Raw genomic sequence first — 17,072 nt, forward strand, 5'->3', positions numbered from 1 at the left:
ACCGAACGGTCGGTTTTAAAGAATATATAAAAAATGAATAAATCAAAAATTATCATTGCATTATTAGTTTTGTCTGCCATCAACTTAACTGTAATGGTACCTGGAGGAGGCATTGACACGAGAGATTTTTCCCATATTCCATTATCTATCTTATCTGTATTTAATATTTTTCTTACTACACTCGGGATGATTAGTTTATTTCTATCCTACTTTATTTTTCGAAAATATAAATGGAGTATACTAGTGGCGTTTATTTGTGGACTTAGTTACTTTTTAGTCTATGTCTTAGATTTTGCACACATTTTTCCAAAATCACCCGATTCAATGCCACAACTTTTAGTTTTTTTAGAAGCTATAGGAATTATTCTTTCAATACCACTTATGCTATTATCATTCAATCAAACAAAAAAAATGAAAAGCAGCCAAGATAAATCTAAATTATCTTACAACTTGTATCGGCTCGTTGCATTTGCAATTATAGTAGGTATTGCGATTATTGTTTTTGCTACCAAATCTGCAATGACTGGAAAGTAATGAATAGTAAAGAAAAAATATTATCAACTGCATTTAAATTGTTTATCAACAATGGTTATCACAATACTTCAATGCAACAATTAGTTGAAGCTTCCAAGCTATCAAAAGGAGCTTTCTATCATTATTTCAAAAGCAAAAATGATCTTTATAATCAAGTAATAGAACACTATTTTTTATCCTTTTACAAAGAAGTAGATTGGGAAACGTACGGGCAAATGGAACTTTCCGTTGAACAGATTGAACAGGAAATACAGAAATTTTATTTGAATTTCGTTCCTAAAATATTACCACTAACAGAAAAAGGATTTTCGGAATATTACATAATGTATTTTGAAGCATATAATCTTCTTCCCGAATTCAAACAAGAAGTACAAAAATTTTACAAAAATTTGGAAAAAATTATTATTAACGCTAAAAATAATAAAACAGAGTCACTAAAAATAGCAACAACAATGGTTTCTAAATATGAAGGCATTTTATTTTTATTAGCAATTCGTCCAAATCTAAAAATAAATGATTTAATGGAACAAATATCTGAATAAGTCTATTGCCATGTTTAATTAAGAATGATTTGGCAAGATTTTTTAAAATTTTATAAGGCTAATGGATTGGAAAATCAAATTCGACAATCCATATGGTGGACATTGGCTTGACACAGTTAATTCAAGACTTTTTGTAAAAACTGTTTATTGGAAGAATGTTGCCGAGTACGATGTAACATCTGGAAAACTAATATCAGACATTAAAAATGACTCTCTACAAAAACTTATAGAAAGCAAAATGAAAGACGAAAAACTTTTAGAAAGATGAGTATCATTTTATTGAAAAAGGTATAGAATATACTCTTAAATGTAGATCTTCAAAAGGAAACGAAGTTGGAGAATATACAATTGAAATAGAAAAATACTACCGCTAACATCGGCTATAAATCATGGCTGGGTTTGCGCATATTTTCCGAATTTTCGGAGAAAATTCGAAATTAAATTTTATATTTGGAATGGTTCGGTGTGTGGTTTTTCGCCACAATTTTATAGCCGAGGACCGTTGTGCGTAATTTAAACCAACAAATGAAAGAGCACATTAAAAGACGAATTGAATACTCAAAAGATGCGGTTCCTGACGAATCAACAGAGGAATTTAGAGAAATCAAGGCTCTTCACGAACAAAGAATGAGAGAAAACCCAGCTCTCAAAAAACAATTACGAGACAATTTCAAAAAAGCAGTCAATACATTAGAAATTCAAGATTCAAATGGTATCGGACTAAATATGGATTTTGAAATTAGACATTTCTTAAATGAATTCAATCATAGGTCTTGGACTTATGGACATAGAAAAATGCCCATTATGTTCAACATAATGGAAGCGTTTGTTGACCTTGATAAAACAATCAATTCTTGGAAATTACTTGAAGAAGAAGATTACTTAATTTCTTTTTATGATTTTTTAGACTTCTATACTTCAAGAGATTTTGAGTTTAATATCAACTTCATAAAAGGAAATTTAGAAGAGGATTTAATTTATAATTTCAATGTAGGTTCTGAAATTAACGAAATTACTTTTAAAACAGAAGAAGGGAGTGAGTTTGTAATAGCTGGAGTTTCTATTTTAAGAAGAGGTAATGAAGTCACTATGCTCTTTCTAACAGGAGAGATAATTGACACAGAGGAAAAAACAAAAGAATTAGTCCCTTTAACAAAAAGTAGAATTCCTGGAAAGGAGGAAATACAGCCAGCAGATGAAAGAAAAAGAGAAGCCGTTCAACTTAATGGCAACAAAAATCTATGGAAAGTCTTAATTGCCTGCAGGTTTGATTTAGAAACGCAAACTATAGATGCGAGATACATTGCAAAAGATGAAGGTAATTCTTTTTCAATATTAACAGATGATATAACTGGTTTTATCAGAAATGGAGATTGGATAACAAAAGATTTACAAGAAACTTATGAAAATATGATTTCAAGTGTTGAGGGTTATAACTCAATTTTTGAACTAGCTAAAGCCGTATTATATCTGCCATACTATTTTAATTTCCACGAAGATGATATAGAAGAGGAAGAACATCAAACACAATTAAAAGACTTAATTAATAGTCCTATTAAAAAAAGAAAATTTAAAAACGTAGATGCTAAATATAAAATCAGGTATCGTTCTTTATGGCTACTAAATAAGGAAAATAGATTTTCAGCAGATAGAATTGTTTTGAGAGATGAAAATTTCAAAATAGAGAATGGAGGATATTGGAAAAAGTTGTCACCAGAAGAATTTGGAACAGATAAAAAAGGTAGACAAGTAACGGGTAAAACTTGGGTTAACAAAACAGAAAGTTATTTTCAAGCTAATACGAATGACTTAATTATTTCCAACAATAACGACCAGCAAGAATTTGAAGGAGAAAATGCAGGCTATATTTATGTTATGAGAAATGCAACATTCGAAAAAGACATTTATAAGATTGGTTTAACAACAAACAAAACGGAAGAAAGAGCAAAACAATTATCAAAGACAAGTGTACCTGATAAATTTGGAGTAATGAGAGAATGGGCTGTTAAGGATTGTAAAAAAGCAGAAAAAGAAATACACCAAATTTTAGACTCATACAGAGTTGACCCTAGAAGAGAGTTTTTTAGACTTGATATGAAAATAGCAAATGACACAATAGATAAAGTGATAACTGAAATAAATAACAACACCTAACAATGGCTATAAGTAATTGCTTGTTCTCGCCTACTTCTGAAAATCCTCGCGGATTTTCAGTTTGGTGTGTACTTGCTAAGTTGAGTGCTAACCCACGCAACTACTCATAGCCCAACCGTTGGCGGTCATTGTATGGGAGCTATTATAATCTTAAATAGACAGACAAATAAATAACAAATATGTATAGGACAACTATTTCGGAGTTCAAATTGATTGGACTCAAACTCGACAAAAAGACGACAAATGAAGGCGGACAATCAAGTATTGACTGTGGTAACTTATGGCAGAAATTTGAGACTGAGAATTTTGTAGAAATTATACCGAATAAGTTAGGTGAAGAAATTTATTCCGTTTACTTTGACTATGAAGGAGATGACACCAAACCTTTCTCGTATTTTATTGGTTGCAAAGTAGCAATTGATACTGAAATACCTAATGGTATGGATAGTTTACTTATTCCTTCTGATAATTACTTTAAAGTAACAGCAAAAGGAAAAATGACAGGTTGTATTACAGATGCTTGGAAACGCATTTGGAGTTCAGAAATAAATAGAACATATAAATATGACTTCGAAGTTTATGATGAGCGAAGTAAAGATTGGAGTAATGCAGAGATGGACATTTTCATTTCTACTACCTAAATATATATGACGACAGAAATAAACAACGAACCGCCAACACATGGTATAAAAAATTGCCGTTGCAGTGCAGGTTTCAAGGTTTTCACTTCTATTAAAGTTCAGTGTAGCTTGATAAGGAAGTGCTTCGGAATCGGCAACTTTTCATACCATCAACGTTGGCGGTAATTAAAAGAAACTCTGCAAATGAGACAAAAACTTAACTTAATAACACTTGGAACTGACGACTTTCAGAAATCGTTAGATTTTTACGAAAAAGGACTTGGTTGGAAAAAATCCGGCAAAAGTATGGATGGTTTAGCCTTGTTTGACTTGGGCGGAATTATTTTAGCACTGCACCCAAGACACGAACTTGCGGACGACACGACATTGACATATCAGCCGACAACATTTTCGGGACTTACAATTTCGCACAACACGAAATCGGAAAAAGAAGTGGACGAAATTTTAGAAAAGGTTGCGAAACTTGGTGCAACAATCGTAAAACCTGCACAGAAAGTTTATTGGGGCGGTTATAGCGGTTACTTCAAAGACCTGGACGGACATCTATTTGAAGTTGCTTACAATCCGTTTTGGGAGCTTGACGAAAATGACAACATAAAACTGTAATGACAGCAACTCAGACCATAAAAGCATTGACAATAATTCCGGGCGTTGGAAAATCTATTGCGACAGATTTATACAACATCGGAATTAGATACGTTGACGACTTGAAAGGTAAAGACCCGGAAGTACTTTACGACAACTCGAATTTGTTTGCAGGTTGCGTTCAAGACAGGTGTTTACTTTATGTTTTTAGGTGTGCAGTGTATTTTGCAGAAACACCGACAGAAAGACAAGACAGCGAAAAACTAAAATGGTGGAATTGGAAAGACAAAAAATAACTACCGCCAACAATGGCTATAAGTAATTGCTTGTTCTCGCTTTCTTCTGAAAATCCTTGCGGATTTTCAGTTTGTGTGTACTTGCAAAGTTTCATGCTAAACCAAGCAACTACTCATAGCCGAGACCATTAAAGACAATTGTAAAAAACTACATCAAAATTGAAAGAAAACGAAATAATTGTAAAAGAATCTTTCTTTAATAAACTAATTCCAATTTTATTTTTATTTGCTTTTATTTTAGTCTTAATTATAAAATCTGATAATTTTTTTTTGGATAAAAAAAGACTCTCTCAAAATGGAATGGTTACATTCGTTTTTGGTTTTTTGATTGTATTTTTTTTAATAAGTGTCTTAAAAATATTCGATAACAAACCTATATTAAAAATTAACGAAGAAGGCTTTTGTCATAGAAATACTTTTTTTCCTTTTTTTTCTCTAAAATTTTGGGAATGGAATGAAATTGATTTCGTTGAATTAAATACTGTATCATATTCAAAACATAAAAAAGGTAAAGGATTAATCGTTTATAAAAAAAATGGTATAAAAAGAAAAATCATCTATTTAGAAAATTTAAATTATCCTGAAGACAATATTATTACAATGTTTAAAAACCATTCGAAATTTTTAGACTATTACAACCGAACCGAAATTAAAAACAACTGCCGTTAACATTGGTTAGCTGTTATCGTGGCTTCTCGCCTACTTTCGAATTTTATCCGAAAATTCGAAAGTTTACGTTATATTTGTAGTAGTTCAGTCTTGGTTTTACGCGCTACTTTTTATGCTGAAAACATTTTGCCCCATTAAAACAAAATATATTATTATAAAATAATGAATTTAAAATTCCTCGCAATAATTATTACTCCAATATTGTTTTCATCTTGTGCACTAAAACCAATTAAATCTGAATATTCTTTACTTAGTTCTTCATCAGAACCTACTTTGCTAAATGAATTAGACAATGGAAAGGTTTTAATTTATAATGGAGCTGGTTTACTGAATAAAATAGATGATACTTCTGACCTGAATATATGGATAAATAATAGAGCTCTTGGACATCTAAAAGCAAATGAATATGCTATGATTTATCTACTTCCAGGAAAATACGAATTCAAAATTCAACATAAAGACATTGCAAAAATTAATAATGTTCAAATAATTGATATTGATTTTAACACTAAAATAATATGTGTAAAGCCAACAATAACTTCAAATACAGTTAGTATCGAAAATAATATCCCAGTAAATTTCAATAAATATAAAAACATTCTAAAATAAAACCATATACAACAAGGAGACAAGTAATAGCTTGCTATTGCCCTACCCCCTTATTTTACAGCCGAAAATTATTATAATACTTACTTTATGTACTTTAGATTATTTCTTTTTTTCATCATTATTATTTTGAACTCAAATTGTCAAAGTAAGTGTAATTGTGAAGTGGATTCAAATGTTATCAGAAAAAATGATAGTATATTGAATACTATAAGTTCAATTAATGAGAAAGCTTGGAAAGCATATTTAAAAAGTTTAAAAGAACCAGATCTTAGATTTGTAAATAAAAATATTTACCGATTTTCAAAAAAAAATATTATGGATGGTTCAACATTTGTATACAAAATTGAAAGGAGTTCTGAAGATTATAAATTAATTATTAAAAAAAATTATAATATTCAAGAAGGAAAAGGTAGCATCACGAAAAAATATGAAAGAATACTAGCAAAAACGGAATGGGATAATTTTGAAAACCAAATAAAAAATACTTGTTTTTGGACTTTGCCAATCAGAACAGAAAGAAGAGGTCTTGATGGATCAAATTGGTTATTAGAAGCTATTTCTACTGAGAAAAATAATTGTACAGAAAGAAAATATCATGCAGTTATTAGGTGGTCTCCAGAAAAAGAAACCGAATTTTATAAATTATGTCAAATACTAATCGAATTTGATAAAAAAAAGTAAGACATTCTACATCTTTATACCCTATTACAAACACTACCAAATACTTACGATTTTATTTCCCCACTTCACTTTTACAGATTTCTTCTAAAATTTAAAAAGGTTACTTATATTTGTAGTAGTTCAATCAAGGTTTTAAACCACTTCTTTATAACTAGGAACTATTATATCATGTCAAAAAAACTTACTTCTCAATACCTCTTTTAAAAGTTAAATATGAAAATATTCAAATTTAAAAACCAATTTTTAATTGTATTATCTATTTTAGTTTCATGCATTTTATTATCAAAAACAACTATATTTTTTTTAATGACATTTTCAATTATTTGGATAATCATTTTAATCTTATCCTTAATAGTTGGAATTTCTGATATCATTAAAAAGAAGAAAAATTCAAAATACTTGATTACCTTCTTTATTTGCCTGACTTTATCTTTTATAATTTCTCTTCCTATTAGAAAATATCAACTGAATAGGAAAAAAGAAAAGGCAGAAATTGTTATTAAAATGCTTGATAAAAAAAGTAAAGAGGGCGGCAAGTTTCCAAACTCATTAAAAGAATTAGATCTGGATTTTGAAACTGATTATATTAATTACTCAACAGATTCTTTAAAATTAAACTTCTATATTTTTTATGATATAGATGGGTGGCATACCGAAAAATATAATTCTAATGAAAGAAAATGGATTGGAGGTGATTAAAAAATACAGATACGAAATATTTTTTACAAGTAATGCTCTGTTTCAGGCAACCTTTGAATTTCACTTCTTCACTTTACACATTTCTCCCAAAATTCAAAAGTTTACTTATATTTGTTGTGGCTCCAACTTCATTTACCCTACTTCTTCTTGACCTAAAATCATTAGTATACAGAAAATAAAATGACTCAGAAAAAAACAAAAAAAATAATTAGAATTTTGTTGTTCTTAGGAACAATGATTTCGCTGTATTTTGTTCCGTGGCCTATTGTAAACGCTTGGATCAAGCCTCTTCCGGATACCGTTCAAGAACAAGTCGACAAAGCAACGGATTACGGATTTGACGGTATAATTGTCTGTGTCAACAAAAAAGGAAATCAATCAGAATTTTATACTTCGGGCTATAAGAACAAAGAGAACAAAATTCCGGCCGACCCCAATGCTTTATTCAAAATTGCCAGTGTAAGCAAATTGTATAATGCTGTAGCCGTTGTAAAACTGGTTTATGACGGAAAATTATCACTAGACAAAACACTTGTCGAGTATTTACCTGAACTGAAAGGCAGAATACAATATGCAGATAAAATCACATTACGCATGTTGGTTAAACACAGAAGTGGCATACCTAATTATACGGATACCTATATGTATTGGGCTGCTCCAAAAGAGACAGCGGATGAAAATCTTGCTTTGGTCTTAGATAAACCAGCCAACTTTAAACCCGATGAAGATTATGAATATTGCAATACCAATTACTTATTACTTGGAAAAATAATGACCCGAGTTCTCGGATATGGTACATTCCAATACATTCAAAAAGAAATTTTAAACCCATTGCATCTAGAACATACCTTTGGCTCAATTCAGGATGTAAACATAGATGATGTAATGAGTGGTTACTATGTAGGCTATGATGCAGATTTAAAGACAGATAATATAGGCTCAATATTGGCAACAGCAGAAGATCTGAGCAGATTTATCCGAGCCTTAAATGACGGCTCTGTTTTTAAAGATAAAAAGGAACAAGAAATCTATTCATCCATTTATAAGTACGAGCACACAGGACTGATACCGGGATACCAAACTATTGCTAAATATCATAAGGATATTGACGCTGTTGTCATACAATATACAAATACGGTCGACTTTGAAGGTTATAATTGGAATATGTCAGAACTAATGTATAATCGGGTCGTTAAAATATTGAAAAAGAGAAACTAACCCAAGTAATACTATAAAAATAAGAGCTAGAGGTTACAAACAAAGATTAGTACTAAATAGAAAAGTCAGAGTATAAAATCCAAACTATTCATACTCTCATATATTTAGCCAACATTTTATTAAAAATATAAATCTATAAGTTTTGAATTTAAAAATCATACAGTAGAATTTGATATTGAAAGTTGCTCTTATGACAATTTGAAAGTCAAATCATTTATGTTCTTAAAAGAAGGAGATACTGTTATTGTTTCGGTAGGAAAACAAAGAACAATTAGAGAAAGAATCAATCGGGATCATGATTGTTTTGATTTGCGTTCCCCTAACGGAGAAATTTACTTACATCTATCTGAAACGAATAACTTTCATACCAATTCCTGGAAAATAATAGGAGTACTTTGCTTAGCAATCGCTTTATTTATCGGATTTGGAAAATTTTAAATAATAAAACATATAGTATCTTTTTTCTTTTGATTTTATTACTTCCTAAAAATTTTAACTAATCATTTTCTGACGGATTTTTTGTTATCTTTGGTTATAATAAGTAGTCTTTTAATAGTGTGTAATACATTAAAGAACAGTGCGAAAGTTGAAACCAAAAAACAAAAATGAAAACTTTTTTAACATTAGCTTTGATGACAACTTTTTTAATAGGTTGTAATCACACAGCAGAAAAAACAGAAACTATGGCAGATCAAAAAGCGGAAGCAGAAAAAGCAACTACGCCTGTAGACACTACTACTCCTAAAGTAACGGGAATTGGCGGTATTTTCTTTTATTCCGACAATCCGAAGGAAACAAAAGAATGGTACACTAAAAATTTAGGCATTGAGATCAATGACTGGGGTTCGTCTAGTTTTGAATCCAGAAACATCAATACCCCCGAACAGATCAATTCGCTTCAATGGAAACCCTTTAAGAATGGTGATGAGTATTTTTCTCCTTCTAAAAAGAGTTTTATGATCAACTATCAAGTTCAAAACATTGAAGGACTTGTAGACCAACTTAAAGCCAACGGAGTAACTGTACTTGACAGTATAACAGCTTACGAAGGCATCGGAAAGTTTGTCCATATCATGGATGCAGAAGATAACAAAATTGAACTTTGGGAACCTGAGGATTAATATTGTCTAAAAGAATAATCAAAAAAAGAATAAAGCCGGATAATTTAAATAAAATTTCTATCAGAATATGAAAACGCTATTTTATCCGGTATTTCTTTTTTTAGTCTTTCAAACTGCAATAGGACAGACTTCAAATGAGTACTATTATGCTATTTGGATACGTAAATTTGAAAAAAAATGGATTGATTCTGAAGACAATTTTTATATTGTTTATACAACTGATCTAGATAATGCCTTTCGACTTGCTTTAAGAGATGGATACGAAACACAACTTTGTTGTGAAACTTTTATATCTCAAAAAAAAAATTCCGGTCATTACAGCGAAGAAAACTTCTTCGAAGAGAATAAAACACTAAAGATTAAAATAAAAAGTCTAACAATACGTATTTTAAAACTTCAAGGAGAAACTTGTACATGCACGACTAAAAGTATCTATGGACTCGAAAGGATGAATCCTCCTGTAAGGGTCAAACTTTTAAAGAAGTATAAAGCCATTAAATTTTTAAGATCTGAAAAAAAGAAATTCAGAAAAATAAAAAAAATCTATTTTGAACTTTTAAATAATTAATAGAACATCAAAAAATTGAAACAACAAAGAAAAATAATATCATTGAGTTTTTTTCTGCTGTTTACAACTGTATTAGTTGCTTATAAAGCAAATCAAGATACATTTGAAAATAGGATTTTAGCTTATAAGGTTGACCCTAAAATACAGAATTTACAATTCTACTGGAAAAATGATGAGGGAACAATTTTAAAAAACATCAAAAATTTAAAAGATTACATTGAAAGCAAAAATCAGACTCTTATTTTTGCCATGAACGGAGGCATGTACAATAAGGATTTTTCTCCTCAAGGGCTCTTTATTCAAGAGAAAAAGATGTTATCATCTTTAGATACTGCAAATGGAAAAGGAAATTTTTATTTAAAACCCAATGGTATTTTTTATGTAACAACAAACAATACTCCTTTTGTCTGCAAAACAAATGATTTCAAAGATAATGGAAATATTAAATATGCTACACAATCAGGACCAATGCTGCTTATTGACGGAAAAATACATCCTGCATTCAGAGACGGATCAAAAAATCTTACTATAAGAAACGGCGTTGGGATCCTACCGGATAATAAAGTGGTATTTGCAATGTCAAAAAAAGAAATCAACTTTTATGATTTTGCAAAATATTTTCAAAGCTTAGGTTGTAAAAATGCATTATACCTCGACGGATTTGTGTCGAGAATGTATTTACCCGAAGAAGGATGGGTACAAACTGACGGAAATTTTGGTGTGATGATTGGAGTCACTACAAAAAATAAATAATGATCTTTTAGATGAATCCCGAAGCTGATTTCATAGCATTACTGGAATATAAAAAAACGGAAGAAGGCGGTCGTACTAGCTATGCACTATCCGGATATCGCCCTTCAATAAAATTTCCATTTTCTGAAATGCTAACTTCCGGAATTCAAAATTTTATTGATAAAGAAAAAGTCTTTCCGGGTGAAATAGTAAAAGTGGAAATTAATATTCTATCTCCAGAATATTTTAAATATCAACTTTGTGAAAATTTAGAATTTGATTTTCGAGAAGGATCAAAAATAATCGGAACCGGTAAAATAATTTCTATTTCAAATCCTAAATTAAAGTCAAAAAAAATTCCTCTTCTTGATTCAAGAATGATCTATGAAACAAATAAAGCATATCAAAATAAAATAAAATGGCTAAAACAATCTCCGGAATCTGAAAGTGAATGGATGTATATTAATTTTGATAATACTGATTATGAAAATTGTATACATGAAATAATTGTACGCTATTTTAACAGTGAAATTCTATTTGTCTCAATAAACAGAAATGATTCTTTTCAAACAGACAGGATGACTACTATTGCTAAAATTAAAACATATCTGAAAACTCATAATTTTTCAATTTGGGATAAAGATTTTAGTAAAATCATTGAATTCAATAAAATTGGAATACTTAGAAAAGGATCCAGATAGAACTATTAATTTTATTACCAAACTATTAAATAAACTCTGGCGTCAGTGCTGATTCCTATTCTATTTACTTTTTTCCTAAAAATACTACTCAATCTATTTTTTTATCTACTTTTGGATCTAAACAAAAACATTGCAAATAAATGGAAACAGAAGATAATTATGCTCCGGTTTTAGATAGAATGAAGTCAACAACAATAGACACAATCATTTTAATTGCCTGTTTCTATCTTTCAAGTGATATCATAAATTCAATAGGAAATGTACCTGACACAGTAAAAATTCTATTATTTATAACTTTTTTAATGTACGAACCTGTTTTTGTTTCTATAAACGGAACATTTGGAAATTACAGAAACTCTATTCGCGTTAGAAAAAATAAAAACACTTCTGAAAAGCTGAACATCATTCAATCTCTTATCAGATATTTTTTTAAAATCTCCCTTGGTTGGATTTCCTTAATTTTCATACTGATGAATCACAAAGGAAGAGCTTTACACGATATCATCAGTGGTAGCGTAATGATAAAAATTGAAGAATAATGTGAATGATTTTTTTAAAATAGCAGAAGATTTCGTTAAAACTGAAATTGGCAGTGATGTTTCAATCCTTAAAGATTCTATTGAAGATCTTGAAGACTTATATTGTTTTACTTATCAATCAAAAGAATATCTTAAAACCAATGATTTTTCTTCAATATTAGTTGGTCAAGGCTATCTTTATCTAAATAAATCAGATAAAAGAATCTTCTCAATAGGTAGTACTTACCCATTTGAATCAGGATTAAAAGAAATAAGAGAATGGCTTTACTTTGAAAAGAAAATCAGAATGTATTACCCGTTATTTAGATGCAACAATCCTTCCGGAAGATTTAAAACCTGAATGGTAAAATAAACAATGTACCAATAGAAAAATGAAAAAAAAGATTACAATACTAATTGTATTTATAGGATTAAATTTTCTTCCATCCATAAGTTATGCTCAGGGAACTGAAACTAAAAAAGATACTATCGGATTTGTTTTTTCTCAAATTGATAAATTTAAAACCTCTAAATACAAAGGGCAAATTATCAACGATTATGATACTATATTCACTTCTACAGAAATAAAAGAACTTTCTGATATTTTATATACTTATTATATTGAAACAACCCGGCAAATTGTAGTTGTAACAGTAAAGGACATCGAACCTTATTCTGATATCCAGAAATATGCTACAGATTTAGGGAACTACTGGGGAGTCGGAATGGCTGAAAAAGGCAATGGTCTTATAATTATTTTATGTAAACCTTGTAAAAAAATAGGAATTGCAAGCGGAACGGAAACTCAACTGATCTTAACAAACGAAATCTGCGAAGAAGTAATTACAAATAAGATCATTCCTGAATTTATGAACGGACATTTTTATGAAGGAATAAAAAAAGGTATAATGGAATTAATAGAAAAATGGGAGTAAAAAAAGTAATTTAAACCAGAAAAATCTAAAGAAATATCTTCTAACAAGATATAAGAATCAATTACAGCCAACTTAATTGTATACAAATTCCAGTAGAATTAACTAAATTTAGCATCAAAAATAGAACTGATAATCATACCATTACTTCTAAAAAGCCACTGCACAATTGTAATAAAAGAAATGGATAAGCAGATTTTTAAAAACATACTACAAGATGTAACTCCTATTTCAGAAAATGAATGGTCAAACTTTGAACAATATTTTTCGTATCGCAAACTTTTAAAAAACGAAACTCTATGGAAAAAAGGTGAAATTTGTAATCATCTAGTTTTTATAGGAAGTGGACTGATTTATTGTTACCACCAGAGAGAAGAAAAAGAAATAGTTACAACCCTGTATTTTGAAAAATCTATCTTTTATGACGATTACAGTTTTATCAAGCAGGAACCTTGTCTGTTAAATTATGTTGCTTTGGAAACAACAGAACTTATCGTAATACCAAGAATTGCATTATACGAAATGTTCGATAAATATAAATCATTTGAACGATTGGGACGAATGATGGTTGAAAAGCAACATACCATTTCCATAAAAGAGCAACTGAATTTTAGCGGAAACAAAGCAGAGGAAAAATATTTGAGACTGATTGAGGAACAACCGCATTTAATACAAAGAGTCCCCCTAAAAATAATTGCATCATACCTTGACATAACACCTGAACATTTAAGCAGAATCAGAAAAAAATTATCCACATTAAAAACTTGATCTTTATCAAGAAACTATTTATTTTATTTAATAAATATCAAGTATATCCTAACATTATTTATTGAAATTTGCTACTCAACACTATAAACATCATATAAATGAGCAGACACGTTTTTTTAACAATAGCTTCAATAATCGCATTTTTAGTCGGTCTTTTTGCTATAGTATTTCCATCGGTTTTATTAGTGAGTAAAGGAGTTACTCCCCTACCGGGCACATTGGTTTGGACAAGAGAAACAGGATTATTACTTCTTACAATTGGCCTCATTGCATTCTCTATTAGAAAACACAAAAACTCTGAAACCTTAAAAGCATTTCTTTTCGGAAACATTATCATTCAAATAGGACTATTCATCATTGAATTAGTAGCCTATTTTTACGGAACAATTACAAAACTTTCAGGTATACTCCCTAACCTAACTCTTCATGTTCTACTGGCAATAGGGTTCATTTACTTCTGGAAACCTTTAAATAGAAAATCAAAATCCATACTTAATTAGGGTTGTTTCGCAACTTAATTTGTTCGATTGGCTCGATCCCTTTTACATACTAAATAAATTGTGATCTATATTTATAGTATTCAACTCATAGAAGTCGGACAAGTAAAACGATTAAATATTAAAAAAAACAACATATAAATAATCTGCCTGATGAAAAAAATAATCTACTTATTAGCTATCATTAGCCATTTATCAATAGCACAAACTTCACCATTTATCCATGTGGATCAATTTGGTTACCGACCGTCTCACACTAAAGTAGCTGTAATCAGTAACCCAATTGAAGGATTTAACGCTAACGAAAGCTTCAGCCCGAATTCTGTATTACAAGTTAAAAATACAACTACTCAGGCTGTAGTATTTTCAGCAAACATTCAACTTTGGAATAATGGTATGTTACATGCTCAATCAGGAGATCAAGGCTGGTGGTTTGATTTTAGTGCTGTCACACAAGCCGGAGAATATTACATTTATGATCCGCTAAATAATGTAAGTTCCGCTGTTTTTACTATTTCTGAAAATGTATATGATCCCGTACTTCAAGCCGCCTTTAAAATGTTCTACTATAACAGATGTGGCATAGAAAAAGTTTCTCCCTATGCTGCTACCGGATTCACAGACGCTATTTCATTTACACAAGATACATACTCAAGAGATGTATACGATCAGGGAAACACCGCAACAGAAAAAGATATGAGTGGCGGTTGGTTTGACGCAGGTGACTACAATAAGTACGTCACTTTTGCTGAAAATCCTATACATGACTTACTATGGGCATACCAGGAAAATCCTTTACTATTTGGTGATAACATGAATATCCCAGAATCAGGAAATGGTATTCCGGATATTTTAGATGAAATAAAATGGGAATTGGATTGGTTACTTAAAATGGTAAATACAGATGGTTCAGTACACATTAAGATCGGTAGCAAGAGTTATTCCGAAAACCTTTTTGCTCCTCCGAGTGCTAATACAGATTTACGGTATTATACTCCTGTTTGTACTTCATCGACCATCGCTGCAGCTGCTATGTTAGCTCATTCAGCAATAGTTTTTGAACAAATTCCTTCATTGTCAACTTACACTCAAACTTTAGAGAACAAAGCAATAAGTTGTTGGAACTGGGTATTACCACATCTCAATAATAATACACTATATGAAAATTGCGATGATGGCTCTGTAAAATCAGGTGATGCTGATAAATCTTCTCAGGAACAATATCAAATGGCTTTAGTTGCCGCTATTTATTTATATGCCTTAACAGGTGATACCGCATACAATCAATACATAATAAACCATATTTATGATGCCGGAGAGATAGCTTCTTATGATTGGAATAATTATACCATTAAAACTTCCGATGCCTTATTGTACTATACTACGTTATCAGGGGCAGACAGTTCGACAGTATCAACGATTATTAATTCGGCAAATGTAGTGGCCTCCGGAAATTGGAATCATAACTTTTTCTTTGAAAATGACACCGACTTGTATAGAGCTTTTAACAACGATTGGAATTATCATTGGGGAAGCAATAATCAAAAATCAAACATCGGAATTTTAAATTATATATTTAGTAAATATGGCATAAACACCTCTACAACAACAAGCTATAATTTACGAGCTAAAGAACAAATTCATTACTTTCATGGTGTAAATCCTTTAAGCCTTGTCTATTTAACCAATATGAATAATTTGGGTGCCGAAAAAAGTCTTAATGAAATGTTTCATACATGGTTTTCCGACGGCACGGTGTGGGACAATGCACAAACTTCTACCTACGGACCTGCACCCGGATTTGTAACAGGAGGTGCTAATCAATACTATTATGCTAACACTTCTCTATCTCCTCCATATAATCAACCGCCTCAAAAAAGTTATTTGGATTTTAACACTAGCTCTGATAGTTCATGGGAAATCAGTGAGCCTGCGATTTACTATCAGGCCTCTTATCTTCGCCTATTAGCACAGGTGATGTCCCTTGATGAAAATGACAATGTTTTATCTACTGATGTAGTAACTCAGGAACCTGCTAAAAAATATGTGATTGTGCCAAATGCCGTTGATAATGAATTCAGTATACAATCAAAGAAATCAGAAGACATAATGGTAAAAATTTTTAATATTAACGGTAAATCCATATTTGAATTCAACACTAAAACAAATCAGCCTATTGAAGCGCTTTTTTTAACAAAAGGATTATACATAGTCCAGGTTAAGGATAGTGAATCTACATTCAATCTAAAATTAATTAAAAAATGAAACTATCTGACAATAACCTTAATCATAACTATCTCAATATGGTGGTACATCTAGTCTTAAATCCAGAAACATTGACAATTCCGATAAGATAAATTCGCTTCAATGGAAACCTTTTAAAAATGGAGACGAGTTATCTCTTTCCCAAAAAGCTTTATGATTAACTATGCAGATACAGAATATAGTAGGACTTGTAAGCCAACTTAAAACTCTACTTGACAGTATAAGTAACTTTATGAAAGTGTCGGAAAATTTGTCCATATCATGGATGCAGAAGATAACAAAATTAAACTTTGGAAACCTGAGGATTAACAAAAAAGATAACCTACAATAAAATTTATGACC

General features: G+C 30.5%; 23 protein-coding genes. All 23 read left to right on the forward strand.

Going from position 1 to position 17,072, the window contains the following annotated elements:
• Positions 1-33: 33 nt before the first annotated feature.
• The 23 genes from NHF50_RS15145 to NHF50_RS15255 all read left to right on the forward strand — a co-directional run bounded on the left by NHF50_RS15145 (position 34) and on the right by NHF50_RS15255 (position 16,730).
• Positions 34-534 (forward strand): hypothetical protein, encoded by a 501-nt coding sequence (locus tag NHF50_RS15145; RefSeq protein ID WP_252777222.1) that lies wholly within the window; start codon positions 34-36, stop codon positions 532-534.
• Positions 534-1,076 carry a TetR/AcrR family transcriptional regulator gene (locus tag NHF50_RS15150; RefSeq protein WP_252777223.1) on the forward strand — a complete coding sequence of 181 codons (543 nt, stop codon included), beginning with the start codon at positions 534-536 and terminating at the stop codon, positions 1,074-1,076. The genes NHF50_RS15145 and NHF50_RS15150 overlap by 1 nt, the downstream gene beginning before the upstream one ends.
• Positions 1,077-1,137: 61 nt before the next feature.
• Positions 1,138-1,344, forward strand: coding sequence for a hypothetical protein (locus tag NHF50_RS15155; RefSeq protein WP_252777224.1), 207 nt, complete (start codon positions 1,138-1,140; stop codon positions 1,342-1,344).
• 257 nt (positions 1,345-1,601) lie between these two features.
• The gene (locus NHF50_RS15160; protein WP_252777225.1) at positions 1,602-3,230 is read left to right on the forward strand and encodes a GIY-YIG nuclease family protein; all 1,629 of its coding nucleotides are present in this window, start codon (positions 1,602-1,604) and stop codon (positions 3,228-3,230) included.
• A gap of 179 nt (positions 3,231-3,409) precedes the next feature.
• Positions 3,410-3,871 carry a GyrI-like domain-containing protein gene (locus NHF50_RS15165; RefSeq protein WP_252777226.1) on the forward strand — a complete coding sequence of 154 codons (462 nt, stop codon included), beginning with the start codon at positions 3,410-3,412 and terminating at the stop codon, positions 3,869-3,871.
• 183 nt (positions 3,872-4,054) lie between these two features.
• On the forward strand, positions 4,055-4,477 hold the full coding sequence (locus NHF50_RS15170; protein WP_252777228.1) for a VOC family protein: 423 nt from the start codon (positions 4,055-4,057) through the stop codon (positions 4,475-4,477).
• Positions 4,477-4,752: a helix-hairpin-helix domain-containing protein gene (locus NHF50_RS15175; RefSeq protein WP_109570443.1), complete on the forward strand. Its 276-nt coding sequence runs from the start codon at positions 4,477-4,479 to the stop codon at positions 4,750-4,752. Before NHF50_RS15170 ends, NHF50_RS15175 begins: the two co-directional genes overlap by 1 nt.
• A gap of 159 nt (positions 4,753-4,911) precedes the next feature.
• A complete protein-coding gene (locus NHF50_RS15180) occupies positions 4,912-5,421 on the forward strand; it encodes a hypothetical protein (protein ID WP_252777231.1) in 510 nt (169 codons plus the stop codon).
• A gap of 162 nt (positions 5,422-5,583) precedes the next feature.
• Complete coding sequence (locus tag NHF50_RS15185) at positions 5,584-6,030, forward strand: hypothetical protein (RefSeq protein WP_252777233.1); 447 nt, start codon at positions 5,584-5,586, stop codon at positions 6,028-6,030.
• 198 nt (positions 6,031-6,228) lie between these two features.
• A complete protein-coding gene (locus NHF50_RS15190) occupies positions 6,229-6,711 on the forward strand; it encodes a hypothetical protein (RefSeq protein ID WP_252777235.1) in 483 nt (160 codons plus the stop codon).
• Between the two features lie 213 nt (positions 6,712-6,924).
• A complete protein-coding gene (locus NHF50_RS15195) occupies positions 6,925-7,410 on the forward strand; it encodes a hypothetical protein (RefSeq protein ID WP_252777236.1) in 486 nt (161 codons plus the stop codon).
• 180 nt (positions 7,411-7,590) lie between these two features.
• On the forward strand, positions 7,591-8,628 hold the full coding sequence (locus NHF50_RS15200) for a serine hydrolase (protein ID WP_252777237.1): 1,038 nt from the start codon (positions 7,591-7,593) through the stop codon (positions 8,626-8,628).
• Between the two features lie 216 nt (positions 8,629-8,844).
• Positions 8,845-9,066, forward strand: a complete 222-nt coding sequence (locus NHF50_RS15205; RefSeq protein WP_252777238.1) for a hypothetical protein — start codon at positions 8,845-8,847, stop codon at positions 9,064-9,066.
• A gap of 167 nt (positions 9,067-9,233) precedes the next feature.
• A complete protein-coding gene (locus tag NHF50_RS15210) occupies positions 9,234-9,749 on the forward strand; it encodes a VOC family protein (protein ID WP_308219325.1) in 516 nt (171 codons plus the stop codon).
• Between the two features lie 67 nt (positions 9,750-9,816).
• Complete coding sequence (locus NHF50_RS15215) at positions 9,817-10,317, forward strand: hypothetical protein (RefSeq protein ID WP_252777239.1); 501 nt, start codon at positions 9,817-9,819, stop codon at positions 10,315-10,317.
• A gap of 42 nt (positions 10,318-10,359) precedes the next feature.
• On the forward strand, positions 10,360-11,070 hold the full coding sequence (locus tag NHF50_RS15220; RefSeq protein ID WP_252777241.1) for a phosphodiester glycosidase family protein: 711 nt from the start codon (positions 10,360-10,362) through the stop codon (positions 11,068-11,070).
• Positions 11,071-11,081: 11 nt separating this feature from the next.
• Complete coding sequence (locus tag NHF50_RS15225) at positions 11,082-11,750, forward strand: hypothetical protein (RefSeq protein ID WP_252777244.1); 669 nt, start codon at positions 11,082-11,084, stop codon at positions 11,748-11,750.
• A 140-nt stretch (positions 11,751-11,890) separates the two neighbouring features.
• Positions 11,891-12,289 carry an RDD family protein gene (locus NHF50_RS15230; protein WP_252777245.1) on the forward strand — a complete coding sequence of 133 codons (399 nt, stop codon included), beginning with the start codon at positions 11,891-11,893 and terminating at the stop codon, positions 12,287-12,289.
• Entirely contained in the window at positions 12,279-12,629 is a 351-nt protein-coding gene (locus NHF50_RS15235; protein WP_252777246.1) for a hypothetical protein, read from the forward strand. The genes NHF50_RS15230 and NHF50_RS15235 overlap by 11 nt, the downstream gene beginning before the upstream one ends.
• A gap of 31 nt (positions 12,630-12,660) precedes the next feature.
• Complete coding sequence (locus NHF50_RS15240) at positions 12,661-13,203, forward strand: YgcG family protein (protein ID WP_252777247.1); 543 nt, start codon at positions 12,661-12,663, stop codon at positions 13,201-13,203.
• 180 nt (positions 13,204-13,383) lie between these two features.
• Positions 13,384-13,968: a Crp/Fnr family transcriptional regulator gene (locus NHF50_RS15245; RefSeq protein WP_252777248.1), complete on the forward strand. Its 585-nt coding sequence runs from the start codon at positions 13,384-13,386 to the stop codon at positions 13,966-13,968.
• A 98-nt stretch (positions 13,969-14,066) separates the two neighbouring features.
• Positions 14,067-14,468: a hypothetical protein gene (locus NHF50_RS15250; RefSeq protein ID WP_252777249.1), complete on the forward strand. Its 402-nt coding sequence runs from the start codon at positions 14,067-14,069 to the stop codon at positions 14,466-14,468.
• A gap of 150 nt (positions 14,469-14,618) precedes the next feature.
• Positions 14,619-16,730 (forward strand): glycoside hydrolase family 9 protein, encoded by a 2,112-nt coding sequence (locus NHF50_RS15255; RefSeq protein ID WP_252777250.1) that lies wholly within the window; start codon positions 14,619-14,621, stop codon positions 16,728-16,730.
• The last annotated feature ends 342 nt before the right edge of the window (positions 16,731-17,072 follow it).

The organism is Flavobacterium sp. NRK F10, from assembly GCF_024054235.1.
Classification (GTDB): domain Bacteria; phylum Bacteroidota; class Bacteroidia; order Flavobacteriales; family Flavobacteriaceae; genus Flavobacterium; species Flavobacterium sediminis.

Coding starts and splice junctions, on each gene's coding strand:
- NHF50_RS15145 (WP_252777222.1), top strand. CDS start 34: ATGAATAAATCAAAAATTATCATTGCATTATTAGTTTTGTCTGCCATC.
- NHF50_RS15150 (WP_252777223.1), top strand. CDS start 534: ATGAATAGTAAAGAAAAAATATTATCAACTGCATTTAAATTGTTTATC.
- NHF50_RS15155 (WP_252777224.1), top strand. CDS start 1,138: ATGGATTGGAAAATCAAATTCGACAATCCATATGGTGGACATTGGCTT.
- NHF50_RS15160 (WP_252777225.1), top strand. CDS start 1,602: ATGAAAGAGCACATTAAAAGACGAATTGAATACTCAAAAGATGCGGTT.
- NHF50_RS15165 (WP_252777226.1), top strand. CDS start 3,410: ATGTATAGGACAACTATTTCGGAGTTCAAATTGATTGGACTCAAACTC.
- NHF50_RS15170 (WP_252777228.1), top strand. CDS start 4,055: ATGAGACAAAAACTTAACTTAATAACACTTGGAACTGACGACTTTCAG.
- NHF50_RS15175 (WP_109570443.1), top strand. CDS start 4,477: ATGACAGCAACTCAGACCATAAAAGCATTGACAATAATTCCGGGCGTT.
- NHF50_RS15185 (WP_252777233.1), top strand. CDS start 5,584: ATGAATTTAAAATTCCTCGCAATAATTATTACTCCAATATTGTTTTCA.
- NHF50_RS15195 (WP_252777236.1), top strand. CDS start 6,925: ATGAAAATATTCAAATTTAAAAACCAATTTTTAATTGTATTATCTATT.
- NHF50_RS15200 (WP_252777237.1), top strand. CDS start 7,591: ATGACTCAGAAAAAAACAAAAAAAATAATTAGAATTTTGTTGTTCTTA.
- NHF50_RS15205 (WP_252777238.1), top strand. CDS start 8,845: ATGTTCTTAAAAGAAGGAGATACTGTTATTGTTTCGGTAGGAAAACAA.
- NHF50_RS15210 (WP_308219325.1), top strand. CDS start 9,234: ATGAAAACTTTTTTAACATTAGCTTTGATGACAACTTTTTTAATAGGT.
- NHF50_RS15215 (WP_252777239.1), top strand. CDS start 9,817: ATGAAAACGCTATTTTATCCGGTATTTCTTTTTTTAGTCTTTCAAACT.
- NHF50_RS15225 (WP_252777244.1), top strand. CDS start 11,082: ATGAATCCCGAAGCTGATTTCATAGCATTACTGGAATATAAAAAAACG.
- NHF50_RS15230 (WP_252777245.1), top strand. CDS start 11,891: ATGGAAACAGAAGATAATTATGCTCCGGTTTTAGATAGAATGAAGTCA.
- NHF50_RS15240 (WP_252777247.1), top strand. CDS start 12,661: ATGAAAAAAAAGATTACAATACTAATTGTATTTATAGGATTAAATTTT.
- NHF50_RS15245 (WP_252777248.1), top strand. CDS start 13,384: ATGGATAAGCAGATTTTTAAAAACATACTACAAGATGTAACTCCTATT.
- NHF50_RS15250 (WP_252777249.1), top strand. CDS start 14,067: ATGAGCAGACACGTTTTTTTAACAATAGCTTCAATAATCGCATTTTTA.
- NHF50_RS15255 (WP_252777250.1), top strand. CDS start 14,619: ATGAAAAAAATAATCTACTTATTAGCTATCATTAGCCATTTATCAATA.